Here is a 25,107-nt window from a genome sequence, read left to right as displayed (position 1 = left end):
CCTCTCGCCAAGCGATGATGAGCAGCCCAGCCGCAGTGTCTGGCCAAATCGGCTTGACGGGCCACGAATCTGATATAAATATGATATCATAATTATATCGAATTGGAGATTCGTCATGGCACTTGATGATACCCCTGCCCTCAATCGCAGCCGCGAAACCCCGGCCGCGACGCAGAGCGGCTATGTGATGCTGCTGGTCAGCCTTGCGCTGGTGGCGCTGGCAGTGATGCTGTTCATCGCCGGCGTCGGGCCGGAAGAGGAAAACGGGCTGGCGGTGATCGGGGCGATCATCAGCCTGACAGCGGGCGTGCTGGCGCTGAGCGGGTTCTACATGGTCAACCCCAACGAAGCCGCCGCGATCCAGCTGTTCGGCGCCTACAAGGGTACTGATCGCAACGAAGGCCTGCGCTGGGTGTTGCCGTGGCTCGCCCGCAAGAAGATCGCGGTGCGTGCCAACAACGTCATCTCCGAAAAGATCAAGGTCAACGACGCGCGCGGCAACCCGATTGAAATGGCGGCGCAAGTCGTGTGGCGCGTGACCGACACCGCGCAGGCGCTGTTCGATGTCGACGATTACCGCGAATTCGTCACCGCCCAGATCGAAGCGGCGGTTCGCAAGATCGGCTCGCGCTATCCCTATGACGATATCGAACATACCGAAATCACCCTGCGTGAAAACCACGAGGAAGTGAGCGCCGAGCTGCGCCTTGCGCTGATCGAGCGGCTGTCGGTGGCGGGGATCACGGTCGACGAATGCGGTCTCACCCACCTTGCCTATGCCCCCGAAATCGCCAGTGCGATGCTGCGCCGCCAGCAGGCCGAAGCCGTCATCGCGGCACGCGCCAAGCTGGTCGAGGGCGCGGTCTCGATGGTCGAGATGGCGCTGACCCAGCTCAGCGAGAAGAACGTGGTCGAACTGGATGACGAACGCCGCGCGGCGATGGTGTCGAACCTGATGGTGGTGCTCTGCGCCGAGCAGGAAGCCCAGCCGGTCGTGAACGCAGGGTCGCTTTACTAAAGGAGAAAGGCCGCCCGCAGGGGATAGGGCGGATTTTGCCAACATGCCTGCCAAGAAAGCCTTTGCCCTGCGTCTTGATCCGGCGCTGCACGATGCAATCCAGCGATTGGCCGATGCCGAACTGCGCAGCGTCAACGCCGAGATCGAGATTCTGCTGCGCGAGGCGCTGACGCGGCGCGGGGTAAAGCCCGCCCGCAGCACACCCGCGCGCCGCGGACGCCCGCCAGGCGATGCCAGTAAAGGAAACAGCGATGCGTGATGAAGACAAACCCTTCGTACTGTATCGGCGCGGCCCCGGCAATTTCAACATCGTACCGCGTGGCCGCAGGGGCTGGTTGCTGATGGGCCTGTGGGTAGCTCTGCTGATGCCCGTGGTCGCTGCCTTTGGGATCTATGCCCAAGCCCATGAAGGCGAGCCCGCATTCTTCATAGCGCTGGGCCTGTTTCTGGCCGCGATGCTGGTCTGGACCATCGCCATGATCCGCTGGATGAAGGCCCGCGCCGAAGTGGTTGATGTCGGCCAGATGCTCGCGCTGAAACGCGAAGCGGAGCGCAAGGCGAAGCGCCGCGGCTGAATGATTGCGATGACCGGGGCTGCGCGCTAGACTGCAAGGCCCTGATTTCAGAGTGCTATCCGATGCCAGCGTGCCTGCCTCATGTGCTTGCCTTGCTTGCGGCGCTGTCCTTTGCCCCCGCGCTGGGAGCGCAGCAGCCTGCGCCGCCTGACGCCTTTGCACCAGGGTCCGCCCCCCTGCCGCTCCCCCCACTGCCGGCAGAGCTGGTGCTGGAGGGTAACAACCTCGTCACCCTCACGCTCAATGGCGAGCTTGTCCGGCTGGAGGTAACGGCTGAGGCATTCGGGCCGCCGATCATCAACCCGGACGTCGCCCAGCGGCTCTGGCTGATGCGCGACTACCGGCGCGGGTGGCAGTTCGGGCCGGTCACGGTCGATGGTGAGATCACCTCGGTCGCGGCCGATTTCGGCGCTGGGCCGGCGATGCTCCCTGTCAGCTGGGCTGGCCGGGCGGTATCAGACAGGGCCGATGGGGTGATCGGCCCGCAATACCTGCCCCATGACCGGATTACCTTCGCATTGCGTCCGCCGGTTGAAGGCGAGCGCCTGCTGCGCTTCCCGATGAAGCGTGCCGGGGGCAATAATGCGCGGATCGGGACCGAGGTGCCGGTCGGCAAGAAGAAGCTGATGATGATCTTCGTCCCCGAACGCGCCGAAAACCTCATCACGGCCCCTACCGCCAACTTCATCGCGACCCATCAGGACGGCGGGTTCGAGCCCGGCTCGGATGGCCTTGCCCTGATGCATTTCGCCGTCGAGCGGCCCACCCGGATGATGCGGATCGCCCGTCCGATCGAACTCGGCGAACTGGTGGTGGATCGCTTTGCGGTGCGGATCGAGGATTACGGCGAGCCTGACCGCGTGGGCGATATCGCCGCCGATGATCCGCGCTTCGAAAAGGGCCGGATCATCGTCAGCCGCCGCAAGGGGCGCGGGCGTCCTGACCTGCTGACGCGGATCGGGCGCGACCAGATCGCCCATTGTTCGTCCCTGACCTATGATCTGAAGGGCAGCGAAATCCGCCTGAGCTGTGGCCCCGCACCTGAATAGCGGATCAGGCTCGGCGCGCGATCCGATAGCTGCGGCGCGGCACGATCTCGCAATCGGGCTCCTGCATGGTGCAGGTGCAGTCGGGTGCCACCAGGGCGCGATAGAGCCGGGTGAAGACCGCCGCGTACCAGTGGAACAGGCTGTCAGGCGGCATGGTGGTGTCGTCCGCGCCCGAGCGGTCGATCGTGAAGGCCCAGGCCCCTGCGGTGGTGAAGGCCCCTGCGCCGATGAAAGTCCAGGCGTGCTTCCTGATCGCTGCCATCAACACCGGGGCGGCAAGGACGGCAGGCAGGCGGCGCAGCAGCCAGCAGGCGGCGCGCGCGGATGCGGTTGGCGATGATGTAATCGGCGGTGCGCGCACCCGCTTCCTCGGCGATCACGAAGCATCCCATCGGATCATGCAGCGCCAGCCAGCGGTGGAGCCTGAGCGCCTCGATCTCGGGGATCATGTGCGCGCCCGAAGGGAGCCGGGCGATCTGCGCGTCGGCGAGAATCGCCTGAGTTTCGGCAACCCCAAGCCGCTGTTCCATCACTGCTACCGCCTGAAGCACCGCATTCGGCCCGATCAGCGCGCCCTCACGTCGCCGCGCGTGGAACCGCGCCTCAATCGACATCGATCCGATCCCGCTTCCGGTTCTCACCCCGCTCTTTCATCTGGGCGCGCACCGCCTCGCGGCGTTCCTGTGCCTGCGCGGCCTTGTCGGCATTGGTTTCCCAGTCGGTCGCGGCGTCAGCAGCGGCGAGACGGCTTTCATCGAAGTGCCAATCGAGCTGCTTCTTGGTCTGCGGCCCCCAGTAACCCGCCTTGCCGAGGTCGTAGAAGGTGCGCTTGAACCCGGCGCGCAGGAAGGCCCACAGGCACCCGAGCAGATAGCGCCGCCGGAACCCGGTCCCGCGCCACGGATAGTGGAACAGCGCCTTGCGGCTGTAGAAGCGGCGGTAGTTCTTCATCACCCCGTCGAGCAGCTCGCCGCGCTCCATCGCAGCAGGTTTCATGATCGGGGTGACGAAGTTGTATTTCGAGAAATCGTGAACCTCGACCTGATCCTTCAGCGTCTCGAACAGCGGGGTATAGGGCCAGGGCGTATACATCGCCCAGTTGGCGAGATCGGGCTGCCAGTCCCACGCCATCTGGAACGTCTCTTCCAGCGTTTCGGGCGTTTCGTTATCCAGCCCGACAATGAACTGCGCTTCCACGAAAATGTCGGCCTCCCGCAGCAGCCGGATCGCTTCCTTGTTCTCCTCGACCTTGGTTTCCTTGTTGAACCGGTCGAGCTTCATCTGGGCGGCGGCTTCCGTGCCGAGGCTGACATGGACGAGACCCGCCTTGCGGTAGAAGGGCAGCAATTCCTTGTCGCGATAGATGTCGGTGACGCGGGTGTTGATGCCCCATTTCACCTTGTCGGGCAGGCCGCGGTCGATTAGCTCCTGACAGAACTTCACAAAGGTCTTGCGGTTGATGCTCGGTTCCTCATCCGCAAGGATGAAGAAGCCGACGCCGTGCTTTTCGTGCAGTTCCTCGATCTCGTCGACCACGTCCTTGGGATCGCGCACACGGTAGTCGCGCCAGAACTTCCACTGCGAACAGAAGGAACAGGTGAACGGGCAGCCGCGCGCGAGATTGGGGATGGCGACGCGGGTTCCGAGCGGGATGTAGGTATACTGGCTCCAGTCGAGCACGTCCCAGTCGGGCTTGATCGAACTCATATCCTTGATGGTGGGCGCAGCCTCGGTGGCGATGACCTGTTCGCCCTCGCGGAAGGCGAGGCCCTTGATGCTGCGGGCATCCTGCGGCCAGCGGCCCTCCTTGATCGCCGTGAACAGTTCAACCGCAATCTCCTCGCCCTCCCCGCGCACGATCACGTCGATGTGCGGGGCCTCGGCAAGCACCTGCTGGTACATGAAAGTGGCATGGATGCCGCCCAGCACCCGCACCGCCTGCGGCACATGGAGCGCGGCGATTTCCAGCACGCGTTCGGCAGCATAGATCGAGGGGGTGATCGCGGTGGTGCCGACCACATCGGGCTGAAGCGCGGTCATGCGCTGGCGCAGTTCGTCGTCCGACAGGCCTTCGGTCATCGCGTCGATGAAGGTGATGTCGTCAAACCCTGCGCGCCGCAGCGGGCCGGTGAGATAGGCAACCCATGCCGGGGGCCATGTCCCGGCAATCTCGGCCCCGCCGGAACGGTAATTGGGATGAACGAACAGAATGCGCATGGGCCGAATCCCCCCCTCTTTGGATGGTGCCAAGGTGGGGGAGACGGCGGCGGCGCGCTTTGCGCTGGATCAAAAAGGGTTCTTCACCCCTTCGCCGCGTGCTCCGCGCGGGCGATTTCGTGCAGCCAGTCGGCGTGGCGCGGGGCCTTCTTCGTCGCCGACCATTCCTCCAGCATGACAGGCGCAACGCGGGCGAGTTCGGCGTATTGCTCGGCCGTGCCGATGTCCGCCGCCAGCTCTACCCGGTGGCCATTGGGGTCGAAGAAGTAGATCGATTTGAAGATGCCGTGATGCGTCGGGCCGAGCACGTCGATGCCCTGCCCCTCGATATGCGCCTTGGCCGCCAGCAGCGCCTCTTCGGAAGGCACCTTCAGCGCCAGATGCTGCACCCATGCCGGGGTGTTGGGATCCTTGCCCATCTCCGGCTGGTTCGGCAGCTCAAAGAAGGCGAGGATGTTGCCGTTCCCCGCATCGAGAAAGATGTGCATGTAGGGATCATACTCGCCCGTCGAGGGCACGTGATCCTCGGCAAAGGCGGTGGTGTAGGTCATGCCGAGCACCCGGGCGTACCACTCGACCGTCTCCTTGGCATCCTTGCAGCGATAGGCGGCGTGGTGGATTCCGGCGAGGTTTACGGGGTGGGTCATTGCGCCGGTTCCTCGACATTGAGCACGCCGCGGATGATCTGGTCGCGTTCCATGCTTTCGAACAGGGCCTTGAAGTTGCCCTCGCCGAAGCCCTCGTCGCCCTTGCGCTGGATGAATTCGAAGAACACCGGCCCGACCTGCGCCTGCGCGAAGATTTGGAGGAGGAGGCGGGGCTGGCCGCCTTCCGTCGTCCCATCAAGCAGGATGCCGCGCATCTTCAGCGCCTCGACATCCTCGCCGTGGCCGGGGAGGCGTTCGGCGAGCATCTCGTAATAGGTCGCGGGCGGCGCGGTCATGAAGGGAACGCCGAGCTTTTGCAGGCGGTCCCAGCAGGCCACCAGATCATCGCAGATCAGCGCGATGTGCTGGATGCCCTCGCCGTTGAAGGCGCGCAGGAATTCCTCGATCTGGCCCTTGCCGCCCTCGCCTTCCTCGTTGAGCGGGATGCGGATCTTGCCGTCGGGCGCGGTCAGGGCCTTGCTGGTAAGGCCGGTATATTCGCCCTTGATGTCGAAGAAGCGGATCTCGCGGAAGTTGAACAGGGTCTCGTAGTAGTCGGCCCAGTACTTCATCCGCCCGCCATAGACGTTGTGGGTCAGGTGATCGATGGTGTGGAAGCCCGCGCCCACGGGGTGCTTTTCGACGCCGGGCAGATATTCGAAATCAATGTCATAGATGGTGAGGCCGTTGCCGCCCTGCGCGCCCTCGTAACGGTCGACGAGATAGAGGATCGCCCCGCCGATGCCGCGGATCGCCGGGATGCGCAGTTCCATGACGCCGGTCTGCACCGCGACGGGTTCGGCGCCCTTGGCGATGAGGTGATCATAGGCCTTGGCCGCATCGCGCACCCGGAACGCCATCCCGCAGGCCGAGGGGCCATGCTCGCGGGCGAAATACCATGCGGCGCTCTTGGGCTCGTAATTGGCGATGAGGTTGATGCCGCCCTGCCGCCACAGGTGCACGTCCTTTGACCGGTGCTGCGCCACGCGGGTGAAGCCCATGGCCTCGAACACCGGTTCGAGCACGCCCTTTTCCGGCGCGCAGAATTCGACGAATTCGAACCCGTCGAGGCCAGCGGGGTTATCGAAAAGGTCTTTGCTCTGGACGTTCATGGGCGGGAGTCCTCTGTCACGGATAGATAGTTTCAATTGAAACCAAATACCCGAAACCCGCGATTCGCGCAAGCAATTGCAAGCCGCGCGGGAAGCAGGCAGTCTCACGCGCCAGAGGAGAGAGGCTGATGATCAGGACGAAAGGCATCAACCACATCGCGCTGGTGTGCCGCGACATGGCCGAGACGGTGCGGTTCTATACCGAGGTGCTGCACATGCCGCTGTTCAAGACGGTGGAACTGCCAGACGGCGGACAGCATTTCTTCTTCGATTGCGGCGGGGGCAATGCGGTGGCGTTCTTCTGGTGGAAGGACGCTCCGCCCGCCGCGCCGGGGATCGCCTCGGTGAAGAAGTTTCCCTTCGACGCCAAGACGGCCGTCGGCTCGATGAACCACCTCGCCTTCGACATGGAGGAGGCCGAGCTGGAGGCGGCTTTGGAGCGGCTTCAGGAGGCCGGCGTGCCGCACACCCACATGGTGTTCAACCATGATGACAGCCCCGCGGGCTATGCAAAGGAGATGCACGAAGGGGTGTTCGTGCGCTCGGTCTATTTCACCGACCCGAACGGGATCATGCTGGAATTCGCGGCGACCACCCGCGCTTTCGGGCCGGAGGATGTGCGCCACGCGCCTGCGACGATGGCGGAGGACGCCTGATGCCGCGTCTGAGGGAAGTTCCGCTGGCAGAGGCGGATGCGAAGGTCGCCCAGCCGCTCTATGCGCAATTGTTCGGCAGCCGCGATCCGGTGGCCGAACCCGGCACCGCCACCGGCACGCGGGGCGACTGGTGGACGGTGTTCGCCAATTCGCCCGACACGCTGAAGCACGCCGCGCAGGGGTTCGCCTATTACCGCTCGCCCGACAGGAAGCTCGATCCGGTGCTGCGCGAGCTGGGCCAGACCTGGGCAGGGTGGGCGACGGGTTCGCAATTCGTGTTCTCGCAGCACTGCAAGAGCCTGCGCGGGCTGGGGGTGAGCGAGGACAAGATCGCCGCCCTGCCCGTGTGGCAGACCTCGGACGTGTTCGACGCGAAGGAGCGCCTTGTCCTTGCCTATGCCGACCGGCTGGTATGCCACGGCGGGCGGGTGCCGGATCCGCTGTTCGCCGAGGTGAAGGCGCAGTTCTCGGACGAGGAAGTGCTCGAACTCACCTACATCACCTGCCTCTACCACATGCACGCGATCATGAGCCGCGCGCTCCGCACCGAGTTCGATGACCGCGATGATCCGATTGTCGAGGTCGCCGCGCCCGAGGGCTTCGACGCGCTCGATTTTCTGGGCGGCGAGCGGCGCTAGGCCAGCCGCCCCACCGTCCGCCCGCGCTCGTCCTGCGTCAGAGTCAGGCGATTGCCGAAAGGCTCGCCGCTTTCGAAGGCCTCAGCAGTCGCCGCGTCCGAAAGGTCGGCATTGCCCACCACCCGCTCGCCCGCATCCGACCGGCCGATGAAGATCGCCTCGGCACCCTTGGGGCCGCGGTTGATGGTGTAGGTCTCGACCGTAGCGGCTTCGACCGGATCTTTCGCCACAGGCACCTTGTCGGTCGCCTTGGGGAGCACGGTGAAGCGGTCGTTCGCGGACCAGTCCGCCGGTTCGGTCGAATAGATGCCGGTCGCGTATTTGCTCATCCACCCGCCATTCGCGCCCACGAGGGCGAAGCTGCCACGATCCTCCCGCACCCGCTGCACCGCCTCGGCGATGGCGTGGGCCGAGTAATTGTTCCCCGCCCCGCCGAAGAACGGCAAGCCGCCGGTCAGCGTCAGCCCCCTCGGGTCGTCGATGGCGAGGCCGAAGTGGTCGCACTGGTTGAACACCGGAATCGCGAAGCACGAATAGAAGTCGATGTAGCGGATGTCGCCGATCCCCTTCCCCGCCCGCGCCAGCGCCGCATCGACACTGGCGAGCGAGGCGGGGTTGCCCGCCAGATCGGGCCGCTGCGACAGCTTCAGCTCAGTCGCGGCGGTGACGGCGTGGATGTGCACCCACCTGTCTTCAGGAACACCCAAAGCGCGCGCCAGCCCCGCCGAAGCCACGATCACTGCCGCCGCCTGATTCACCTGATCGCGGGCGACGGTCATGCGCGGATAGGGCTCGGCCACAATCCGGTTGCGGTCAGTGACGGTGGCGAGTTCCTCGGCGCTGCGCTCCACCGGAGCCGCCGAATGCGGGTTCGCTGCCGCCACCTTGGTGAAAGGCGCGAACAGCTTGCCGATTGCGAGGCGATATTCCTCCAGCCCCATGCCCAGCCGATGCCGCCGCGCGTTCTCAGCCAGCGCATAGAGCGGGATCGCCCCGCTCGCGCCGTGCATGAACAGCGCGGGCTCCATCAGTTCCTCGACGCCGAAGCCCTGATCCTCGAAATCGCCCGGCACATCCTCCGACCAATCAGGGATCTCGCCCTTGGCCGACAGCGCCAGCACGGTCGAGATCGCCTCGGAGCCGACGATCACCGCGCACTGGCTCTCACCCGCAGCGATCGCCTGCGCAAATTCGCCCACCAACTGCTGGTTGGTCTGCCCGCCCGTTGTCGTCAGGATCGCCCGCGCCGGGTTCGCGCCGACGCGCTTGGCAATCGCGCGCGGCACGTTGTTGGCCGCGCCGAAGGGCGGCTTCCTGTCGGGCCGCGACATTTCGAAAGCGCGGATCGCGGCGAGGGTGTCGATGGCACCCGCCACATCACCGCTCGCCCCGCTGTCCGCGATAGCTCCGGCCAGCGCGCGGCCCGCCAGATCCACATAGGAGAGGGCTTCGTAGCCGGGCTCGCCCACCCTCTCCGAATACTGGCCCACCCCGATCACGACCGGGGTGTTGTCAGCGACCTCAGTCGACAAAGTTGTCGACCCGCTCGACGATGATTGCCGGGGCCATGCCGCCCGCCGCGCACATGGTGACGAGGCCATAGCGCCCGCCGCGCCGTTCCAGCTCGTCAACGATCGTGCCGATCAGGATCGAACCGGTCGCGCCGATCGGGTGGCCCAGCGCAATCGAGCCGCCATTGACGTTGACCTTGTCCCAATCGAGTTCGAGATCGCGCACGAACTTGGCGGCGACGACCGCGAAGGCCTCGTTGATTTCATAAAGGTCGATATCGTCCTTGGTCAGGCCCGCCTTGGCCAGCACCTTCTTGGCGGCCGGGACCGGCGCGTTGAGCATCAGCGTCGGATCATCGCCCATGTTGGCGGTGGCAACGATGCGCGCGCGCGGCTTCAGCCCGTGCTTCTGCGCATAATCCTTCGAGGTGATCAGCACTGCCGCCGCACCGTCCACGACGCCCGAGGAATTGCCCGCATGGTGGAAGTGCTTGATCTCCAGATCGGGATACTTCTGGTTGATCAGCTTGCGGAACGTGGTCCCCTGCTCGTCCAGCGGCACGTCGGCGATCTTGGGGAAGGCCGGCTCCAGCTTGGCGAGGTCTTCGCGGGTGGTCTGGGGACGGGGATACTCTTCGCGGTCGAGGATCACATTGCCCTCGTCATCCACCACCGGCACCACAGACTTGGCAAAGCGGCCCTCGGCAATCGCCTCGGCGGCGCGCTGCTGCGAGCGGTAGCCGACTTCGTCCAGCTCCTCGCGGGTGAAGCCTTCCTTCGACGCAATCGCATCGCCGCAGATGCCCTGATGCGACTGCGGGTGCACCTTCTGCAGGCGCGCATTGTAGCTGCCCATCATCGGCGGCTTGATCCCGGCGCGCATCTTTTCCTGGCCCATGGCGGCTGTGAGGCTCATCATCTCGGTGCCGCCCGCGACGACGCAATCCTCCATCCCGCTCATCACCTGCGCAGCGGCGAGCGCGACGCTGGTGATGCCGCCGCCGCAGAAGCGGTCGAGCGTGGTGCCGGACGAGGTGATGTCATAGCCCGCATCGAGCGCCGCCATGCGCCCCATGTCGCCTGCCTGCATCCCGTCCTGCGTGGAGACCGACCAGATCACGTCATCGACCGTGGCGGTATCGAGATTGTTGCGGTCCTTGATCGCCTTCAGCACGGTCGCGGCCAGATGCTGCGGGTGGCACGCGGCCAGCGCGCCCTTGCCCTGTTTGCCGATCCCGCGCGGGGTGCGGACTGCGTCGATGATGTAAGCCTCAGCCATGATGTTCCTCTCACGATGTAGCGAAAATGCGGTTGACGGGTTCGTAAACCCACTGCACCACCCGCACAAGAATTGCGTTTCAAAACGCAATGCCAAATTCGATAGGAGAGAGAGCTGTGAGCGATACCCCAGAGGTGCTGACTGAAGTCGAGGACGGTGTCCTCATTGTCACCATCAACCGCCCTGACGCCAAGAACGCCATGACCAAGGCCGCGGCTGAGGGGATTGCCGCGGCGATGGATCGGCTCGACGCCGAGGACGATCTGCGCGTCGGCATTCTGACGGGCGCGGGCGGCACCTTCTGTTCGGGGATGGATTTGAAGGGCTTCCTGCGCGGCGAAAGCCCGACGGTCGAAGGCCGGGGCTTTGGGGGCGTGGTGCAGGCTCCGCCCAAGAAGCCGTTGATCGCCGCGGTCGAAGGCTATGCGCTGGCAGGCGGGCTCGAACTGATGATCGCGTGTGATCTGGTGGTCGCCAATGCAGGCGCCAAGTTCGGCATTCCCGAAGTGAAGCGCGGTCTTGTGGCGGCGGCGGGCGGCGTGATGATGCTGCCCGACCAGATCCCGCAGCGCGTGGCGCTGGAGCTTGCCCTGACCGGCGATTTCATCGACGCGAGCCGCGCCTTCCAGCTTGGCCTCATCAACGAAGTGACCGAAGGCAGTGCGCTCGATGCCGCCAAGACGCTGGCGGCGAAGATCGCGGCGAATGGCCCGCTGGCGGTGCGGGTGTCCAAGCAGATCGTCAAGGAATCGCGCGGCTGGGCGATGGACGAACGCTACGCCAATCAGGCCAAGCTGATCGCGCCGGTGTTCGTTTCGGCCGACGCGCGAGAGGGTGCGGCGGCCTTCGCCGAGAAGCGCAAGCCGAACTGGACCGGAAAGTAAGCCTGCCTTTGCGGGGGGCTTGAACGGGTTTGCACGGGGATAGACCCACCGCTGACCCTGTTTAGCCCCCCTCCAGCCCCCTGCCAGCGCCGGGGTTTCACGTGGAACATCAGGAGAGAGACATGCCCGTCATCGACGTGCCGCAACCCGCCTTCATGGAAGAAGAAGAGATCGCCATTTTTGCCGATGCAGTCGGCAAGTTCTACGCCCAGCACGCGCCGCAAAAGCGGGTCGAGAAATGGCGCGAGGACGGGATGGTCGAACGCGAATTCTGGCGCGAGGCAGGCGCTGCCGGCCTGCTCGGTGTCAGCGTACCGACCGAGTACGGCGGCCACGGCGGGGACTTCCGTCATGACATGGTGGTGATCTCCAAGCAGGGCGAATACGGGGTCGACGGCTTCGGCGCGAGCCTGCACAACACCATCATCCTGCCCTATCTGGTGCGCCACGGCACCGAGGAGCAGAAGCAGAAATATCTCCCCCGCCTCGTCAGCGGCGATCTGGTCAGCGCGATTGCGATGAGCGAGCCCGACGCGGGGAGCGACCTGCAATCGATCAAGACCACCGCGCTGAAGGACGGCAACGGCTACCGGCTGAACGGTTCGAAGACCTGGATTTCGAACGGACAGCTGGCCGATTTCATCATCGTCGTTGCCAAGACCGATCCGGCCGAGGGCGCCAAGGGCATCTCGCTGCTGCTGCTCGAAACCGAAGGTGCCGAAGGCTTCCAGCGCGGCAAGAAGCTCGACAAGATCGGGCTGGATGCGCAGGATACCTCGGAGCTGTTCTTCGATAACGTGTTCATTCCGGCCGACAATCTGCTCGGCGGGGTCGAGGGGCGCGGGTTCTACCAGTTGATGGGCGAACTGCCGCAGGAACGTCTGGTCATCGCGATGGGCGCCATTGCGGGGATCGAAAAGGCGCTCGATGTGACGGTTGAGTACGTCAAGAACCGCAAGGCCTTCGGCAAGACGATCTGGGACTTCCAGAACACCCAATTTGTGTTGGCCGACCTCAAGGCGCGCGGCACGGCAGCCCGCGTGTTCGTCAACGACTGCATCGCCAAGCTGCTCGAAGGCAAGCTGGATGTGGCGACCGCCAGCATGGCGAAATACTGGGTCACCGAGCTGCAATCGGAAGTGGTCGACAAGTGCCTCCAGTTCCACGGCGGGGCGGGCTATATCAACGACTACGCCATCGCCCGCATGTACCGCGATACCCGCATCGCGCGCATCTATGGCGGATCGAACGAGATCATGAAGATGCTGATCGCAAGGTCGATGTAAGGCTTGCGCGCTCCTGCAAAAGCAGGAGCGCAAGCGCCAAAAGAAAGGGGCGGCTCGGTCAACCGAGCCGCCCCTTCTGCTTGGCCGAAGCCCTTTGGGTTTAGAACCGGGCGCGCAGCGTCACGCCGTACTGGCGCGGCGGCAGGGTAAAGGCGGAACGCGAGTTGGTCGCGCCCGAACCGCGCAGGGTGGTGTTGAAAGTCACACCGCGCACCACTTCGTTGGTCAGGTTGTTGACCCAGCCTTCGATCGCATAGGCCCCATCGCCGAAACGCAGGCCCGTCCGCAGGTTCACGAAGGCCTTGCCGTCCTGAATGTCAGCGATGATCGGCGGAGCCCCGGCGACGGCAGCCTGCACCTGGGCCTGTGTCGAGCCAGCTGCAACCGTCGGCAGAATCACCGCCTGCGTCGAGGTGCGCTGATCGCCTTCGATGCGGACCTGACCGGTGATGAAGAACTCCATCGAATCGTTGATCGGTTTCTCCCACATCGCCCCGGCCAGCGCGACGACCTGCGGCGCGTTGGTAAGATCATTGCCGCACAGCGCCACCACCTGCACCGAGGTCTGGTTGCCCGCGCAATCCTCCGGATAATCGGCCTTCAGGAAGGTCGCGGCAAGATTGAGGGTCAGGCCGTCAGCGGGCCGGATGAGGCTTTCGATTTCCACGCCGCGGGTTTCGGCGACCGGCACGTTGAAGGTGGCGAAGGCCGTACCGGTGAATTCGAGCACCTGGAAGTTGGTGAACTTCTCGTAGAACGCCGCAATATTGACGGTGACTGCGCCGTTCGGGGTCTGACCCTTGAGGCCCAGTTCCCAGGCATCGACTTCTTCCGAAAGGAAGGTCGGATCCGCGCCGTTCACGGCTGCCGTGGTGTCGAGGTTGATCCCACCCGCCTTGTAGCCATGGGTGAAGCTGGCATAGCTGGTCACAAACGGGCTGAATTCATAACCGAGCTTGACGGTATAGATCAGTTCTTCGTCGTTGAAGTCCGACTGGAAGGTGCGGACCAGCGGCAAAGCGGCGGCCTGCGGCAGGTTGGCCGGCGCAGTAAAGCCGAAGCAGCCAATGCCGATGAACGGCGGCACCAGAGCGGGGTTGGCCCCGCCGATCGCACCCAGTGCATTGAGCGTTGCCGGGCAGATCTGGTTGTTCACCGCAGTCTGGGTAAAGCCACCCGACTTGTCTTCCCACGAATAACGCGCACCCACCGTGAGTTCGAGCCCGTCGGTGATTTCCAGCGAGTTATGCGTGAAGATCGCGTAGCTCTTGGCATCCTGCTGGAAGCGGTTGGTGTTGCTGGTGCCGGCCGGATTGAGACCGGTGAACACCGTCAGCGGAGCCGGGCCAAGAGCGCCGCCGAGCAGCGCACCAAAGTTCCGGTTGAAATCCGTCCCCAGCGAGAAGCTCACCGACTGATCAATCTGTTCGTCGGAATAGAACCCGCCGATCATGTAGTTGAGCTTGCCGCCGAAGGTTTCGCCCTGGAGCCGCAGTTCCGCCGTCCAGTTGTCGATTTCGAGGTTCAGCGCCGGGACGTTGAAGATATCAAGCGCGGTGAAATCGGAATCGTAGCGTTCAAAGCTCTTGTACTTGCGGTACGAACCGATGAAGATCAGGTCAGCGCTGTCCGAAACCGGGAATTCAAGCTCGCCGGTCACGCCGTAGTTGTCGATATCGGCTTCCGGCGCGAAGTTGGCCGAAACGGTGCGATTGTCCATCGCACGTTCGAAGGCGCCCTGATCATTGCGGTTGGTGGCGACGACAGGCTGGCCGTTGCCGCCATTCGCGCCTGCACCGACTGCCGCGTAAATGCCATTGGTCACCAACGGCGATTGATACAGCTCGATCGCGCCGCAACAGCTCGACTGGCTGCGGGAATAGTCGGCGATGATGCGCCCGCGCAGACCGCTGGCGGTATCCCAGCCGATCTGGCCGCGCACCAGCCACTGGTCGACGTCGTTGGTCTCGCCGATCTTCGTACCGGCGGCATTGACCACATCGAGGAAGCCGTCACGCTGGCGGTAGGCACCGGTCAGGCGAACCGCGACCGTATCCTCGACGATCGGCACGTTGATCGCGCCCTGCAGGCTCTTTTCATCGAAATTGCCGTATTCAGCATTCACGAAGCCGCTGAACTCGGTCACATCCGGGCGGGCATTGGTGATGTTGAGCGCGCCCGCCGAGGTGTTGCGGCCGAACAGCGTGCCTTGCGGGCCGCGCAGCACTTCGACGCGTTCCACATCGACGAATTCGGACAGCGCCACGCCGGGGCGAGCCTGATAGGCACCATCGATGAAGATGCCGACCGCGCTTTCGAAGCCGATATTGTTCGAGGTGGTCCCGATACCGCGCACACGCAGCACCACCGAACCCGAGGCAAGCTGCGCCTGGCTGGCCGTGAAGGACGGCGCGAGCGCGGAGATCTGCTGGATGTTGACAACGCGCTGCGCTTCGAGCTGCTGCGGCGCGATGGCCGTCACCGCGAGCGGAATGTCCTGCACGTCCTGCGCGCGGCGGGTCGCGGTCACGATGATGACGTTGTCGGTGCTGCGGGCGGTTTGCGCCTCGCCTTCCTCGTCCTGAGCGAAGGCAGGGGTGGTAAGCGCGCTGCAGGCCATCAGGCTGCAGGCGACGTATGCGAACTTGCGCGTCATGGCTTTTCTCTCTCCACTTGCCAGCCGGTCTTTTCGCCGGACTTGGTTTAGCGTGGGCGAACCTATCAGGGACGCGCGCCCTAACAAGAGTCACAGTCAAGTTATCGCCGACAGTAGCAAAAATGCCACATTTCCTGTTGCAATGCAGCAAGGTGCCACCATGGCCGCGATTACAGTAATTTTGTTTCGCGCGGTCGTGTGGCCGGGTGGCGGGACGGCGCGGGCAAAGTCAGTTGCACTTTGCCATTCAAGACTCGCTTTTGCGCGATAGCTGTGGTTACATCGCCCGCAACAAGGGAGAGAGAGGCCCCGATATGCTCGCAACACCGCCTGATTTCGACGTGCTGATCGTCGGTGCCGGGATTTCCGGCATCGGAATGGCTGCCCACATGGAGCTCAAGGCGCCGCACCACTCCTATGCCATCGTCGAACGGCGCGACAATCTGGGCGGCACGTGGGATCTGTTCCGCTATCCCGGCATCCGCTCGGATAGCGACATGCACACGCTGGGCTTCGATTTCGAGCCGTGGCGACATGAAAAGAGCATCGCCGATGCGCCCGCGATCCTCGAATATCTTGACCGGATCGTCGACGAGCGCGGCATCCGCCAGCATATCCGTTTCGGCCACAAGGTCGTCAGCGCGGATTTCCGGCATGACGAGGCGTGCTGGCACGTCGAAATGGAGCTGAACGACGGCTCGCGCACGCACCTCACGGCCAATTTCCTCTACCTTGGTTCGGGCTATTACGATTACGATGAGCCTTACGACCCCGGTTTCGATTTCGGCGATTTCGAAGGCCAGGTGATCCACCCGCAATTCTGGCCCGATGACCTCGATTACAAGGGCAAGAAGGTTGTGGTGATCGGCTCGGGTGCGACCGCGGTGACCATCGTGCCGTCGATGGCGAAGGAGGCAGGCCATGTGACCATGCTCCAGCGCACCCCGACCTGGATGTTCACGCGCCCGGCCAAGGACGCGATTGCCAACTTCCTGCGCGCCGTGCTGCCGGAGAAGCTCGCCTACCGGATCACCCGGTTCAAGAACATCAAGATGCAGGACTTCTCGTTCAAGCTGGCGCGCGACAACCCCCCAGAAGGTGAAGGACGCGCTCTACAAGAAGATCGAGAAATCGCTCGGCCCGGATTACGACAAGGCCGCCTTTACCCCGCCCTATGATCCATGGGATCAACGCCTTTGCCTGGTGCCGGACGAAGACCTGTTCAAGGCCATGAAGGCGGGCAAGGCAAGCGTTGTGACGGGGCATATCGCCAAGTTCGAGAAGGGCGGCGTGCGCCTGACCGACGGGCAGTTTCTGCCTGCCGACATCGTCGTGACCGCAACCGGCCTGAAACTGGCGGTCGCCGGCAAGATCGCCATCAGCGTCGATGGCGATCCGGTCGCATTCAATGAGCGGTTCTACTACAAGGGCTGCATGTTCTCGAACCTGCCCAATCTTGCGGTGGTGTTCGGATACTTGAACGCCAGCTGGACGTTGCGGGCGGACATCAATTCCGATTACGTGTGCCGCGTGCTTGAACATATGCGCCAGACCGGCAGCACGATCGCCACCCCGGTGCTCACCCCTGCCGACGAAGCCAAGATCATCGAGGATGACGTGTTCGACTTCTCGTCGGGCTACATCCAGCGCGGCAAGCACATCATGCCGAGGAATTCGGTGAGCTACCCGTGGCGGCTCAATCAGGAATATGTGGTCGACCGCAAGCGGATGAAGGACGACCCGCTGATCGACGGCATCCTCACCTTCTCCCGCGCCGGGGCCAACGCGCAGCGCGGCGAGGAGCAGCTCGAAGCGGCTGAATAAGGCCCCACTTCCGTTCGTATCGAGCGAAGTCGAGACACCTCTCGGGTGGCCTCTCGACTTCGCTCGAGGCGAACGGCTGAGGGATATGACGAAGCCCTTTTTCTCCCGGCAATTCTCCCCTAACCACACCGGCATGACCTCTCCCGAAAAGATATGGACCGCCGGGCTCGTCGTGATCGGCGACGAGATCCTTTCAGGCCGCACCCACGACAAGAACATCGCGCAGATCGCCACCTGGCTGCAGGTGCAGGGCATTCGCCTTGCCGAGGTGCGGGTGGTGCCGGATGTCGAAGCGCGGATCGTGGCGGCGGTGAACGATCTGCGCAGCGCCTATGATTACCTGTTCACCACCGGCGGGATCGGGCCGACCCATGACGACATCACCGTAGACGCAGTCGCTGCGGCGCTAGGCGTGCCGGTCGTCATTCACCCCGAAGCGCGCGCGCTGCTGGAACGCTATTACGAAACCCGCGGCGGCCTCAACGAAGGGCGGCTGCGCATGGCGCGGGTGCCGGAAGGCTCGGATCTCATTCCCAATCGCATGTCGGGTGCGCCCGGTATCCGGCGCGGCAACCTGTTCCTGATGGCAGGCGTTCCCCATATCACCGCCGGCATGCTCGATGCGCTCACCGGCCAGCTCGAAGGCGGTGCGCCGCTCCTGTCCGAGACCATCGGCTGCTGGGTCGCCGAAAGCGAAATTGCCGATCTGCTGCGCGAGTGCGAGGCCGCCCACGAAGGCTGCCAGATCGGTTCATACCCCTTCTTCCGCGAGGGGCGGGTGGGGGCGAATTTCGTCGTCCGCTCGACCTCAGCCGAGGCGCTGCAAAGCTGCTGCGATGCCCTGACGGACGGGCTTGCCACCCACGGTTATGACTTCACGCCAGGCGGCATCTGACCTCTGGGAGAAGGCGCAGGAGACATCATCACCCGGTCTTAACCCTTTGGCCTTACACTCGGCCTCAGGATGACCCGTGTCTACATCACCATCGACACCGAGTATTCCTCGGGGCTGTATACCGGGCCGGGAACGGCTGACCGGGCGGAAAACTATGCCCGTTCGATCGCCTGCCTTACCCCTGATGGGCCAGCCGGGATCAGCCACAAGATCGCCCTGCTCAACGAACACAACCAGAAAGCCGTGTTCTTCGTCGATCCCATGCCCGCGCTGGTATGGGGCGTGGCAGCCATCGAGGACATCGTCGCGCCGATCATCGAGGGCGGTCAGGACGTGCAGCTGCACTGCCACACCGAATGGCTCGAACTGGCGGGCAGCGCCAGCCCGCTCGCTTCCCGGCGCACCGGGCGCAATATCGCCGACTTCCCGATCGATGAGCAATACTCCATCCTTGACTATGCGCAGCGCACGCTGATCGCTGCCGGAGCGCCTGCGCCCGTGGCCTTCCGCGCGGGCAATTATGGCGCGAATGATGACACGCTGCGGGCGCTCGCCATGCTCGGCATCGCATATGACACGAGCCATTGCCCCGCCCTGCCCGGCGGCGACTGCCGGATCAGCCTTGCGCCGGAGGTGCGCGATCCACGCGAGCATTGCGGCGTTATTGAAGTGCCGGTCGGCAGCATCGGCACGCTCGGCGGCGGACAGCGCCATGCCCAGATCACCGCCCTGACCCTTGCCGAAATGATCGCCGCGATCCGCCACGCACGCGATGGCGGGCAGGAGAGCTTCACGCTGGTGAGCCACTCCTTCGAACTCATCAACCGCAACAGGCTGGCGGTGAACAAGGTGGTACGTCGCCGCTTTTCCGGACTCGTCAAGACACTGGCCGGGATGCGCGATGTGGACACCGGCACCTATGCGGATACCCCGCCCCCGGTCTCGAACCGCATCCGTACGATCGAACCTCTCCCCGCGAGCGCGGTGCGCACCGGGATGCGGATGGCCGAACAATTCGTCTCCAACGCGCTTTACGGCGCGCTTTAGGGCCGGGCAGCGATGGCATCGGGAGCGATCGACTTCACCCTCGGCTCGCGCCGCCTGCTGCGCGTGCAGCGCCAGCTGTCGACCTGGGCCTTCAACCTTGACGATGTGCTCGCCGGCGCGCTGCCGACAGCCCCGCCCAGTGGACGCGACGGGGTGCGCGTGCTGTCCGCCCCGACCGCGCGGCTGGCCGAAGTGAGCGCACGCTATCCCGGCTTTGTCGCAGGCGGACGACAGGACTATCGCCGCCATTACATCGACATGGGCCAGAGCTTCGAGGCCTATATGGCGCAGTTTTCGGGCAAGACCCGCTCGACGCTGCGACGCAAGGCCAAGAAGCTGCACGAGGAAGCGGGCGGCTATGCCGTCACCGAACACCGCTCACCGGCCGAGATCGAGGCGTTCCTCGCCGCAGCCCTGCCGCTGTCGGCGCGAACCTATCAGGCGCGGCTGCTTGATGCCGGACTGCCGGATACGCCAGAGGCGCGCCGCGTCATGCTGGAGGCGGCGGAGGCTGACCGGATGCGCGCCTTCCTGCTGTACGCAGGCGGTCAGGCGGTGGCCTATCTGTCGCTACCGGTGGTGGGGCCGGCGGCGCACGGCACGCTGGTCTACGCTCATCTCGGCTATGATCCGGACTGGGCGCGGCTATCACCCGGTACGGTGCTGCAGATGGATGCGCTGGAGCGGCTGTTTGCCGAAGAGCGTTACCGCTGGTTCGATTTCACCGAGGGTGACGGCGCACACAAGGCGATGTTCGGCACGCATAGTGCTGCGTGCTCAAGCCTGATGCTGCTCGAACCGACATTCGCCAATCGTGCCTTGCTGGGCGCGCGGGCCAGTTTTGATGCCGGAGTGTCAGGCGCAAAGGCACTGGCCCAGCGATCAGGTGCCCTCGTAAAGATCCGGGCGCTCCTGCGCGCCTGAACGCATCGCCGCGCGGCGGTTGCTCGACTGCTGCTGCACCCGCGCCACCAATGCCTGACGTCCCGAAGGCGCGCCGCTGAGCGATCCAAAGCGCAGCGCCAGATACAGCCATCCGGCAAACACCGCCAGCAGCACCGCAGTTGCGGCCATGCCGAGCCGAGCGTCAAAGCTGATCAGAAGGCCATCGCAGGTCAGAGCGACAGCAAGCACCAGCCATTTTGGACTGAGCCAGAGGCTGTCATCAGGAGAAGCTACCATTGTCTGCCTCGATTTTCCGGTGCGCGGCTGGAGGGAGAGGATGCTGCACTACCTTCAAGCAAGATGGCATCGCGCGCGACAAACACAAGTGGTCCAAATGACGTAGATCGCAAGAAAAAGCGGCCGGATGCTGACGCAGCACCCGGCCCCTTCGTATTTCGCATTGTCAACCGTTCGAACCCTGAGGGATCGTCCGGCAGCGCTTCAGATCACGCGCCTTCGACTTCCGACAGGTCGACCTTGAGGCCCGGCCCCATCGACGAGGTCAGCGAGACCTTGCGGACATACTTGCCCTTGGCACCGCTCGGCTTCGACTTCACCACAGCTTCGGTCAGCGCCTTGAAGTTGGCTTTCAGCGCGTCATCCGAGAAGCTGAGCTTGCCGATGCCGGAGTGGATGATGCCCTGCTTTTCGACGCGGAATTCGACCTGGCCAGCCTTGGCGTCGGTCACGGCCTGCGCCACGTTCGGGGTCACGGTGCCGAGCTTGGGGTTCGGCATCAGGCCCTTGGGGCCAAGGATTTTGCCGAGACGGCCGACCACGCCCATCATGTCGGGCGAGGCGATGACGCGGTCATAATCGAGGTTGCCGGCCATCATGTCTTCCATGAGGTCTTCCGCACCAACCTTGTCGGCCCCGGCAGCCAGCGCCTTTTCCGCGTTGTCGCCGCGCGCGAACACCGCAACCTTCACGTCCTTGCCGGTGCCCGAGGGCAGCGACACCATGCCGCGCACCATCTGGTCAGCGTGACGCGGATCGACGCCGAGGTTCATGGCGACTTCGACAGTCTCGTCGAACTTGCCCTTGAACTGGCGCAGCACGGCCAGCGCTTCGTCGATGGTGTAGAGCTTCTCGCGATCGAGACCGGCCAGCACCTTCGCCTTCTTGGTGATCTTTGCCATGTGCTTAGCCCTCCACCACTTCGAGGCCCATCGAACGGGCCGAACCGGCGATGATCTTCATCGCCTGATCAATGTCATTGGCATTCAGGTCGGCCATCTTGGCTTCGGCGATCTCGCGGATCTGCGACTGCTTGATGGTTCCGGCCGACACCTTGCCCGGCTCCTTCGAGCCCGACTTGAGGTTGGCTGCCTTCTTGAGGAAGAAGCTGGCGGGCGGGGTCTTGGTGATGAAAGTGAAGGAGCGATCCGCATAGACCGTGATCACGGTCGGGATCGGCATGCCCTTTTCCATTTCCTGCGTGGCGGCATTGAACGCCTTGCAGAATTCCATGATGTTGACGCCGCGCTGACCCAGCGCCGGGCCGATCGGCGGCGAAGGGGTGGCAGAGCCCGCAGGCACCTGCAGCTTGATATAGCCTTCGATTTTCTTGGCCATGAGGCCTTACTCCTGTCGCACTGTTGCCCGCCTCTTTCGATGCGGGCTCATGTTAAGCGGTCCAGCGCCCCGGCCTTGTGCATGGCCCGGGCTCCCGCACGGAATCACTCGCACGCAGGCAAGCGAAGGCGCGCGGTTAGGGGCATCCGGCGCAAAAAGCAAGCCGCTGCGCCCCCCGCCCGATCCCGCTTGACAAACTTGACACCCTGTCAAGTAAACCCTTCTCGGACAACATCATGATATAAAACAATAAAACTGCAATTCTCATCACTTGACGGACAGGGGGAGCGGGGCCTTGTCATGCGCCTCGCCGATCCAACGGCCTGTGAGACCGCGCCGAACTTTGGGAAAGAGCCGGCGCGCAGGGTAGCGGCTGGCAGGCAGGTAGGAAATGTCCGCAATCGCTCACGCCACGCCGAAAGCGGACATTCGGCTATCGACCCCAAAGCGGACATAATGCGCACAAATTTTCGTAGTTGCGGTCGATCGACGCTGCTATCGCTTCGACGTGCTCAAGGAGATGAACTTCAAGGCGAAGTGGCGCGATTATCAGGCGCGCGTCCTTGAGGAAATGGATCAGCATCTTGACGATCGCCGGCTGCATGTTGTCGCCGCCCCGGGCGCGGGCAAGACCGTGCTTGGCTTGGAGATCGTCCGCCGCCTCGGCAGGCCGGCACTGGTGTTCTCGCCAACCATCGCCATTCGCGACCAGTGGGAGCAGCGGCTTGTCCCGCTGTTCCTCGATGCGCCGCCGCCTTCTCGCACCATTTCGCGCGATCTCGGCAATCCTGCGGAACTGACCCTTACAACCTATCAGGCGCTCGACAGCCTTCGCCGCGCAGAGGAAATCGACGCGCTGATCGCCAACCTCAATGCCCACGGGCCGCTCACACTTGTGCTCGACGAGGCGCATCACCTGCGACGGGAGTGGTGGAAGTCCCTGATCGAACTCGCCCAGCGTCTTGAAGATGTGCGCCTTGTCGCGCTGACCGCGACCCCGCCCTACGACGCCACTTTCGCCGAATGGTCGCGCTATGAGGAATTGTGCGGACCGATCGACGTTGAAATCGGCATCCCCGAACTCGTCCGCAACGGCGATCTGTGCCCGCATCAGGATCACCTGATCCTGTCCACGCCGACCGGCGATGCGCTCGAACTGCTCGACCGACGGCGCGCGGCGGTGGGAGACCTGGCGCGCGACCTGCGCAGCGACAGCGGCCTGCTCGATTGGCTGGTCGCGCACCCGTGGCTGACTGACCCCGAAGGCAACATAGAGGCGATCCTCGAAGCGCCCGAGATGCTGTCATCCGTGCTGGTCCTGCTCGCTGCGGCAGGCCGCGAACTGCCCGGACCACCGCTCAAGCTGCTCGGCGTGCGCGCCAGCCATGTTCCGGCCCCCTCGCTGTTCTGGCTCGAACGCTTTCTGGACGGGGTGCTGTTCCGCCATGCCGACAGCTTTCCGCTCGATCCCGCGCGGCTCAAGCACCTGCGCGAGCGCCTGCACCGCGAGGGCTTGATCGAGGGCGGAAGGGTGCAGCTACGGCACACGCGCTCGGTCTTCAGGCTGATGACGGCGAGCCTCGCCAAGCTCGATTCGATCATCGCCATCGCCAAGGCGGAGACCGCAGCGCTCGGCGCGGACCTGCGTATGGTGGTGCTGTCCGACCATATCCGCGCGGGCGAGCTGCCGTCCCGGCCCGACGCGGAATACCGTCCCGCCAAGCTTGGCGTGGTACCGATCTTCGAGATGCTGCGGCGCTCGGCAATTGATGAAGACTATCTGGCGGTGCTGACCGGCAGTCTGGTGCTGATCCCCAGACGCGCCATGGACAGCCTGCAGGCGGCAGCGCGGGCATTTGGGATTGATCCTGACGGCTTCCGCGATGCCGCTGTGCCGGGCTGTCCGGACCATGTCCGCATCGATTGCCGCTCCGGAAGCTCGGCGGCGCTGGTGCGGGTGATCACGGAGATGTTCACGCGCGGCGACCTGCATATCCTTGTCGGCACGCAATCGCTGCTGGGCGAAGGGTGGGATGCCCCGGTGCTCAACAGCTTGGTGCTGGCGAGCAACACCGCCTCCTTCATGCTCTCCAACCAGACGCGCGGACGAGCGATCAGGATCGATGCTGCCCGGCCCGACAAGGTCGCCAATATCTGGCATCTCGCCACCATCGACCCGGCGGATCGTGAAAGCTGGGAGGCGTTGGCGCAGACTTTCGATTGGGGCTTTCTGCGCGATGGCGGTGCCTCTGAGGTGTCGGACCTCAATGTGGTCGCGCGGCGCTTCAAGGCGTTTGAGGGGATCGCCAATGGCCCCTCGACGCTGATCGAGGATGGTCTGGCGCGGCTTGGGATTGATCCTGCGCTATCGGCTGACGGCAGCAACCAGCGCAGCTTTGCCATCGCCGCCAACCGTCCGGCCATTGCCGAGCGCTGGCGGGTGTCGCTCGGTGAAGGCACGCCGCGCGCAAGGGTGCGCGAGACCGCAGCGGCCAGCTACGCCCCGCGCGCGCTCAGCTGGAGCGACACGCTGCACGCGCTCTGCTGGAGCGCGGCAGGCGCCGGGGGCATGGCCGCTGCCGATGCGCTGCGCGGGGTGGAGAGCTTCAGCGATTTCGGACTGGTCGGCATGGGGATTGCGGGCATCGCGACCCTCGCCAGCCTGCCCCGCCTCGCCAAGGCCGCACGGCTCGCCTGGCGCAACGGCTCGCTGGAAGGATCCCTGCGCGAGGTGGTGTGGGTCACACTGCGCGCCCTGTTCGATGTCGGCGTGATCGGCCTTGGCGACTGGGAGAACGCCGCGGTCGAAATCCGCACGAGCTTGGATGGGCGCAAGGACGTGATCCTCACCGGCGTAAGCCGCGCCGCCGAACGTCAGGTGATGCAGGCCGTTGCCGAGATTCTCGGCCCGGTGCAAAATCCGCGCTACCTGATGGTGCGCCAGTCATGGCTGGGTGCGCGCGGGCGTCTTGATTACCATGCGGTCCCTGCTGCGCTTGGCGCGCGCAAGGAAGCAGCGGAACGCTTCGCCGAACTCTGGATTGGTCAGGTAGGTTCGTCCGACCTCGTCTTTACCCGAAGCGCCGAAGGACGCCGCCTGCTGCTGCGGGCGCGCGCGTCCTCGTTTGCGGCGGCGTTCCAGCGGCGGGTGGAACGGCGCTCGGTATGGCTTTGAGCCCGTGCGTATCGGGATCGGGGGCCTTTTGGCCGAAATTGCAGACGGGCAGCTTTCCACCCAGACCCCGTCATAACGGACCCGGAAGCCCAATCCCGCAAGCGGGCATAGCGCGTGT

General features: G+C 64.3%; 23 protein-coding genes and 1 pseudogene. 13 read left to right on the top strand and 11 right to left on the bottom strand.

The window, feature by feature from the left end:
* Positions 1 to 115 precede the first annotated feature (115 nt).
* The 4 genes from CHX26_RS04435 to CHX26_RS04420 all read left to right on the top strand — a co-directional run bounded on the left by CHX26_RS04435 (position 116) and on the right by CHX26_RS04420 (position 2,642).
* Positions 116 to 1,018 (top strand): SPFH domain-containing protein, encoded by a 903-nt coding sequence (locus CHX26_RS04435; protein WP_233997273.1) that lies wholly within the window; start codon positions 116 to 118, stop codon positions 1,016 to 1,018.
* Positions 1,019 to 1,061: 43 nt separating this feature from the next.
* Entirely contained in the window at positions 1,062 to 1,277 is a 216-nt protein-coding gene (locus CHX26_RS04430) for an Arc family DNA-binding protein (protein WP_104941332.1), read from the top strand.
* The gene (locus CHX26_RS04425; RefSeq protein WP_104941331.1) at positions 1,270 to 1,593 is read left to right on the top strand and encodes a hypothetical protein; all 324 of its coding nucleotides are present in this window, start codon (positions 1,270 to 1,272) and stop codon (positions 1,591 to 1,593) included. The genes CHX26_RS04430 and CHX26_RS04425 overlap by 8 nt, the downstream gene beginning before the upstream one ends.
* 83 nt (positions 1,594 to 1,676) lie before the next feature.
* On the top strand, positions 1,677 to 2,642 hold the full coding sequence (locus tag CHX26_RS04420) for a hypothetical protein (protein ID WP_104941330.1): 966 nt from the start codon (positions 1,677 to 1,679) through the stop codon (positions 2,640 to 2,642).
* Positions 2,643 to 2,646: 4 nt separating this feature from the next.
* Here CHX26_RS04420 and CHX26_RS15830 read toward each other — a convergent pair whose 3' ends face one another.
* From CHX26_RS15830 to hppD, 5 genes are all read right to left on the bottom strand, one after another.
* On the bottom strand, positions 2,647 to 2,796 hold the full coding sequence (locus tag CHX26_RS15830) for a hypothetical protein (protein WP_172449694.1): 150 nt from the start codon (positions 2,794 to 2,796) through the stop codon (positions 2,647 to 2,649).
* Positions 2,786 to 3,256 (bottom strand): hypothetical protein, encoded by a 471-nt coding sequence (locus tag CHX26_RS04415; RefSeq protein ID WP_104941329.1) that lies wholly within the window; start codon positions 3,254 to 3,256, stop codon positions 2,786 to 2,788. Before CHX26_RS04415 ends, CHX26_RS15830 begins: the two co-directional genes overlap by 11 nt.
* On the bottom strand, positions 3,246 to 4,859 hold the full coding sequence (gene bchE / locus CHX26_RS04410; RefSeq protein ID WP_104941328.1) for a magnesium-protoporphyrin IX monomethyl ester anaerobic oxidative cyclase: 1,614 nt from the start codon (positions 4,857 to 4,859) through the stop codon (positions 3,246 to 3,248). Before bchE ends, CHX26_RS04415 begins: the two co-directional genes overlap by 11 nt.
* Positions 4,860 to 4,942: 83 nt before the next feature.
* Entirely contained in the window at positions 4,943 to 5,506 is a 564-nt protein-coding gene (locus tag CHX26_RS04405) for a VOC family protein (protein ID WP_104941327.1), read from the bottom strand.
* Positions 5,503 to 6,618 carry a 4-hydroxyphenylpyruvate dioxygenase gene (gene hppD, locus CHX26_RS04400; protein WP_104941326.1) on the bottom strand — a complete coding sequence of 372 codons (1,116 nt, stop codon included), beginning with the start codon at positions 6,616 to 6,618 and terminating at the stop codon, positions 5,503 to 5,505. The genes CHX26_RS04405 and hppD overlap by 4 nt, the downstream gene beginning before the upstream one ends.
* Positions 6,619 to 6,746: 128 nt before the next feature.
* Here hppD and CHX26_RS04395 point away from each other — a divergent pair, with 128 nt between their 5' ends.
* Together CHX26_RS04395 and CHX26_RS04390 are read left to right on the top strand one after the other, a co-directional pair.
* Positions 6,747 to 7,274, top strand: coding sequence for a VOC family protein (locus tag CHX26_RS04395; protein WP_104941325.1), 528 nt, complete (start codon positions 6,747 to 6,749; stop codon positions 7,272 to 7,274).
* Positions 7,274 to 7,912: a carboxymuconolactone decarboxylase family protein gene (locus tag CHX26_RS04390; protein ID WP_104941324.1), complete on the top strand. Its 639-nt coding sequence runs from the start codon at positions 7,274 to 7,276 to the stop codon at positions 7,910 to 7,912. Before CHX26_RS04395 ends, CHX26_RS04390 begins: the two co-directional genes overlap by 1 nt.
* On the opposite strand, the gene CHX26_RS04385 is transcribed toward CHX26_RS04390, so the two are convergent.
* Both CHX26_RS04385 and CHX26_RS04380 read right to left on the bottom strand, forming a co-directional pair.
* Entirely contained in the window at positions 7,909 to 9,444 is a 1,536-nt protein-coding gene (locus tag CHX26_RS04385) for an acetyl-CoA acetyltransferase (RefSeq protein ID WP_104941323.1), read from the bottom strand. The two genes, CHX26_RS04390 and CHX26_RS04385, sit on opposite strands and share 4 nt — an antisense overlap.
* Entirely contained in the window at positions 9,434 to 10,702 is a 1,269-nt protein-coding gene (locus tag CHX26_RS04380; protein WP_104941322.1) for an acetyl-CoA C-acetyltransferase, read from the bottom strand. Before CHX26_RS04380 ends, CHX26_RS04385 begins: the two co-directional genes overlap by 11 nt.
* An 89-nt stretch (positions 10,703 to 10,791) precedes the next feature.
* Here CHX26_RS04380 and CHX26_RS04375 point away from each other — a divergent pair, with 89 nt between their 5' ends.
* Positions 10,792 to 11,586 (top strand): crotonase/enoyl-CoA hydratase family protein, encoded by a 795-nt coding sequence (locus tag CHX26_RS04375; protein ID WP_104941321.1) that lies wholly within the window; start codon positions 10,792 to 10,794, stop codon positions 11,584 to 11,586.
* A 122-nt stretch (positions 11,587 to 11,708) separates the two neighbouring features.
* Positions 11,709 to 12,872: an acyl-CoA dehydrogenase family protein gene (locus tag CHX26_RS04370; protein WP_104941320.1), complete on the top strand. Its 1,164-nt coding sequence runs from the start codon at positions 11,709 to 11,711 to the stop codon at positions 12,870 to 12,872.
* Positions 12,873 to 12,972: 100 nt separating this feature from the next.
* On the opposite strand, the gene CHX26_RS04365 is transcribed toward CHX26_RS04370, so the two are convergent.
* Entirely contained in the window at positions 12,973 to 15,528 is a 2,556-nt protein-coding gene (locus CHX26_RS04365) for a TonB-dependent receptor (RefSeq protein ID WP_233997272.1), read from the bottom strand.
* A gap of 314 nt (positions 15,529 to 15,842) precedes the next feature.
* Here CHX26_RS04365 and CHX26_RS04360 point away from each other — a divergent pair.
* The 4 genes and pseudogenes from CHX26_RS04360 to CHX26_RS04345 all read left to right on the top strand — a co-directional run bounded on the left by CHX26_RS04360 (position 15,843) and on the right by CHX26_RS04345 (position 20,218).
* A pseudogene (locus CHX26_RS04360) lies at positions 15,843 to 17,352 on the top strand (flavin-containing monooxygenase).
* A gap of 133 nt (positions 17,353 to 17,485) precedes the next feature.
* Entirely contained in the window at positions 17,486 to 18,247 is a 762-nt protein-coding gene (locus CHX26_RS04355) for a competence/damage-inducible protein A (protein ID WP_104941319.1), read from the top strand.
* Positions 18,248 to 18,316: 69 nt separating this feature from the next.
* Complete coding sequence (locus tag CHX26_RS04350; RefSeq protein ID WP_104941318.1) at positions 18,317 to 19,294, top strand: polysaccharide deacetylase family protein; 978 nt, start codon at positions 18,317 to 18,319, stop codon at positions 19,292 to 19,294.
* Between the two features lie 12 nt (positions 19,295 to 19,306).
* Positions 19,307 to 20,218 carry a GNAT family N-acetyltransferase gene (locus tag CHX26_RS04345; protein WP_104941317.1) on the top strand — a complete coding sequence of 304 codons (912 nt, stop codon included), beginning with the start codon at positions 19,307 to 19,309 and terminating at the stop codon, positions 20,216 to 20,218.
* Here the strand turns inward: CHX26_RS04345 and CHX26_RS04340 are convergent.
* From CHX26_RS04340 to rplK, 3 genes are all read right to left on the bottom strand, one after another.
* Positions 20,177 to 20,476 (bottom strand): hypothetical protein, encoded by a 300-nt coding sequence (locus CHX26_RS04340; protein ID WP_146107650.1) that lies wholly within the window; start codon positions 20,474 to 20,476, stop codon positions 20,177 to 20,179. The two genes, CHX26_RS04345 and CHX26_RS04340, sit on opposite strands and share 42 nt — an antisense overlap.
* A 209-nt stretch (positions 20,477 to 20,685) precedes the next feature.
* Entirely contained in the window at positions 20,686 to 21,378 is a 693-nt protein-coding gene (gene rplA / locus CHX26_RS04335; protein WP_104941315.1) for a 50S ribosomal protein L1, read from the bottom strand.
* A gap of 4 nt (positions 21,379 to 21,382) precedes the next feature.
* The gene (gene rplK / locus CHX26_RS04330; protein WP_104941314.1) at positions 21,383 to 21,814 is read right to left on the bottom strand and encodes a 50S ribosomal protein L11; all 432 of its coding nucleotides are present in this window, start codon (positions 21,812 to 21,814) and stop codon (positions 21,383 to 21,385) included.
* A 520-nt stretch (positions 21,815 to 22,334) separates the two neighbouring features.
* On the opposite strand from rplK, the gene CHX26_RS04325 reads away from it, so the two are divergent.
* Positions 22,335 to 24,989, top strand: a complete 2,655-nt coding sequence (locus CHX26_RS04325) for a DEAD/DEAH box helicase family protein (protein WP_146107649.1) — start codon at positions 22,335 to 22,337, stop codon at positions 24,987 to 24,989.
* Positions 24,990 to 25,107 lie beyond the last annotated feature (118 nt).

The organism is Porphyrobacter sp. HT-58-2 (genome assembly GCF_002952215.1).
Classification (GTDB): Bacteria; Pseudomonadota; Alphaproteobacteria; order Sphingomonadales; family Sphingomonadaceae; genus Erythrobacter.
Note: the sequence above shows the minus strand (reverse complement) of the source record. Positions and strands in the feature narration are given on the sequence as shown.

Excerpts from the sequence above, each read along its gene's own strand:
- CHX26_RS04435 (WP_233997273.1), top strand. The coding sequence starts at position 116 with ATGGCACTTGATGATACCCCTGCCCTCAATCGCAGCCGCGAAACCCCG.
- CHX26_RS04430 (WP_104941332.1), top strand. The coding sequence starts at position 1,062 with ATGCCTGCCAAGAAAGCCTTTGCCCTGCGTCTTGATCCGGCGCTGCAC.
- CHX26_RS04425 (WP_104941331.1), top strand. The coding sequence starts at position 1,270 with ATGCGTGATGAAGACAAACCCTTCGTACTGTATCGGCGCGGCCCCGGC.
- CHX26_RS15830 (WP_172449694.1), bottom strand. The coding sequence starts at position 2,796 with ATGCCGCCTGACAGCCTGTTCCACTGGTACGCGGCGGTCTTCACCCGG.
- CHX26_RS04415 (WP_104941329.1), bottom strand. The coding sequence starts at position 3,256 with ATGTCGATTGAGGCGCGGTTCCACGCGCGGCGACGTGAGGGCGCGCTG.
- bchE (WP_104941328.1), bottom strand. The coding sequence starts at position 4,859 with ATGCGCATTCTGTTCGTTCATCCCAATTACCGTTCCGGCGGGGCCGAG.
- CHX26_RS04405 (WP_104941327.1), bottom strand. The coding sequence starts at position 5,506 with ATGACCCACCCCGTAAACCTCGCCGGAATCCACCACGCCGCCTATCGC.
- hppD (WP_104941326.1), bottom strand. The coding sequence starts at position 6,618 with ATGAACGTCCAGAGCAAAGACCTTTTCGATAACCCCGCTGGCCTCGAC.
- CHX26_RS04395 (WP_104941325.1), top strand. The coding sequence starts at position 6,747 with ATGATCAGGACGAAAGGCATCAACCACATCGCGCTGGTGTGCCGCGAC.
- CHX26_RS04390 (WP_104941324.1), top strand. The coding sequence starts at position 7,274 with ATGCCGCGTCTGAGGGAAGTTCCGCTGGCAGAGGCGGATGCGAAGGTC.
- CHX26_RS04380 (WP_104941322.1), bottom strand. The coding sequence starts at position 10,702 with ATGGCTGAGGCTTACATCATCGACGCAGTCCGCACCCCGCGCGGGATC.
- CHX26_RS04375 (WP_104941321.1), top strand. The coding sequence starts at position 10,792 with ATGCCAAATTCGATAGGAGAGAGAGCTGTGAGCGATACCCCAGAGGTG.
- CHX26_RS04370 (WP_104941320.1), top strand. The coding sequence starts at position 11,709 with ATGCCCGTCATCGACGTGCCGCAACCCGCCTTCATGGAAGAAGAAGAG.
- CHX26_RS04365 (WP_233997272.1), bottom strand. The coding sequence starts at position 15,528 with ATGACGCGCAAGTTCGCATACGTCGCCTGCAGCCTGATGGCCTGCAGC.
- CHX26_RS04355 (WP_104941319.1), top strand. The coding sequence starts at position 17,486 with ATGACCTCTCCCGAAAAGATATGGACCGCCGGGCTCGTCGTGATCGGC.
- CHX26_RS04350 (WP_104941318.1), top strand. The coding sequence starts at position 18,317 with ATGACCCGTGTCTACATCACCATCGACACCGAGTATTCCTCGGGGCTG.
- CHX26_RS04345 (WP_104941317.1), top strand. The coding sequence starts at position 19,307 with ATGGCATCGGGAGCGATCGACTTCACCCTCGGCTCGCGCCGCCTGCTG.
- CHX26_RS04340 (WP_146107650.1), bottom strand. The coding sequence starts at position 20,476 with ATGGTAGCTTCTCCTGATGACAGCCTCTGGCTCAGTCCAAAATGGCTG.
- rplA (WP_104941315.1), bottom strand. The coding sequence starts at position 21,378 with ATGGCAAAGATCACCAAGAAGGCGAAGGTGCTGGCCGGTCTCGATCGC.
- rplK (WP_104941314.1), bottom strand. The coding sequence starts at position 21,814 with ATGGCCAAGAAAATCGAAGGCTATATCAAGCTGCAGGTGCCTGCGGGC.
- CHX26_RS04325 (WP_146107649.1), top strand. The coding sequence starts at position 22,335 with ATGAACTTCAAGGCGAAGTGGCGCGATTATCAGGCGCGCGTCCTTGAG.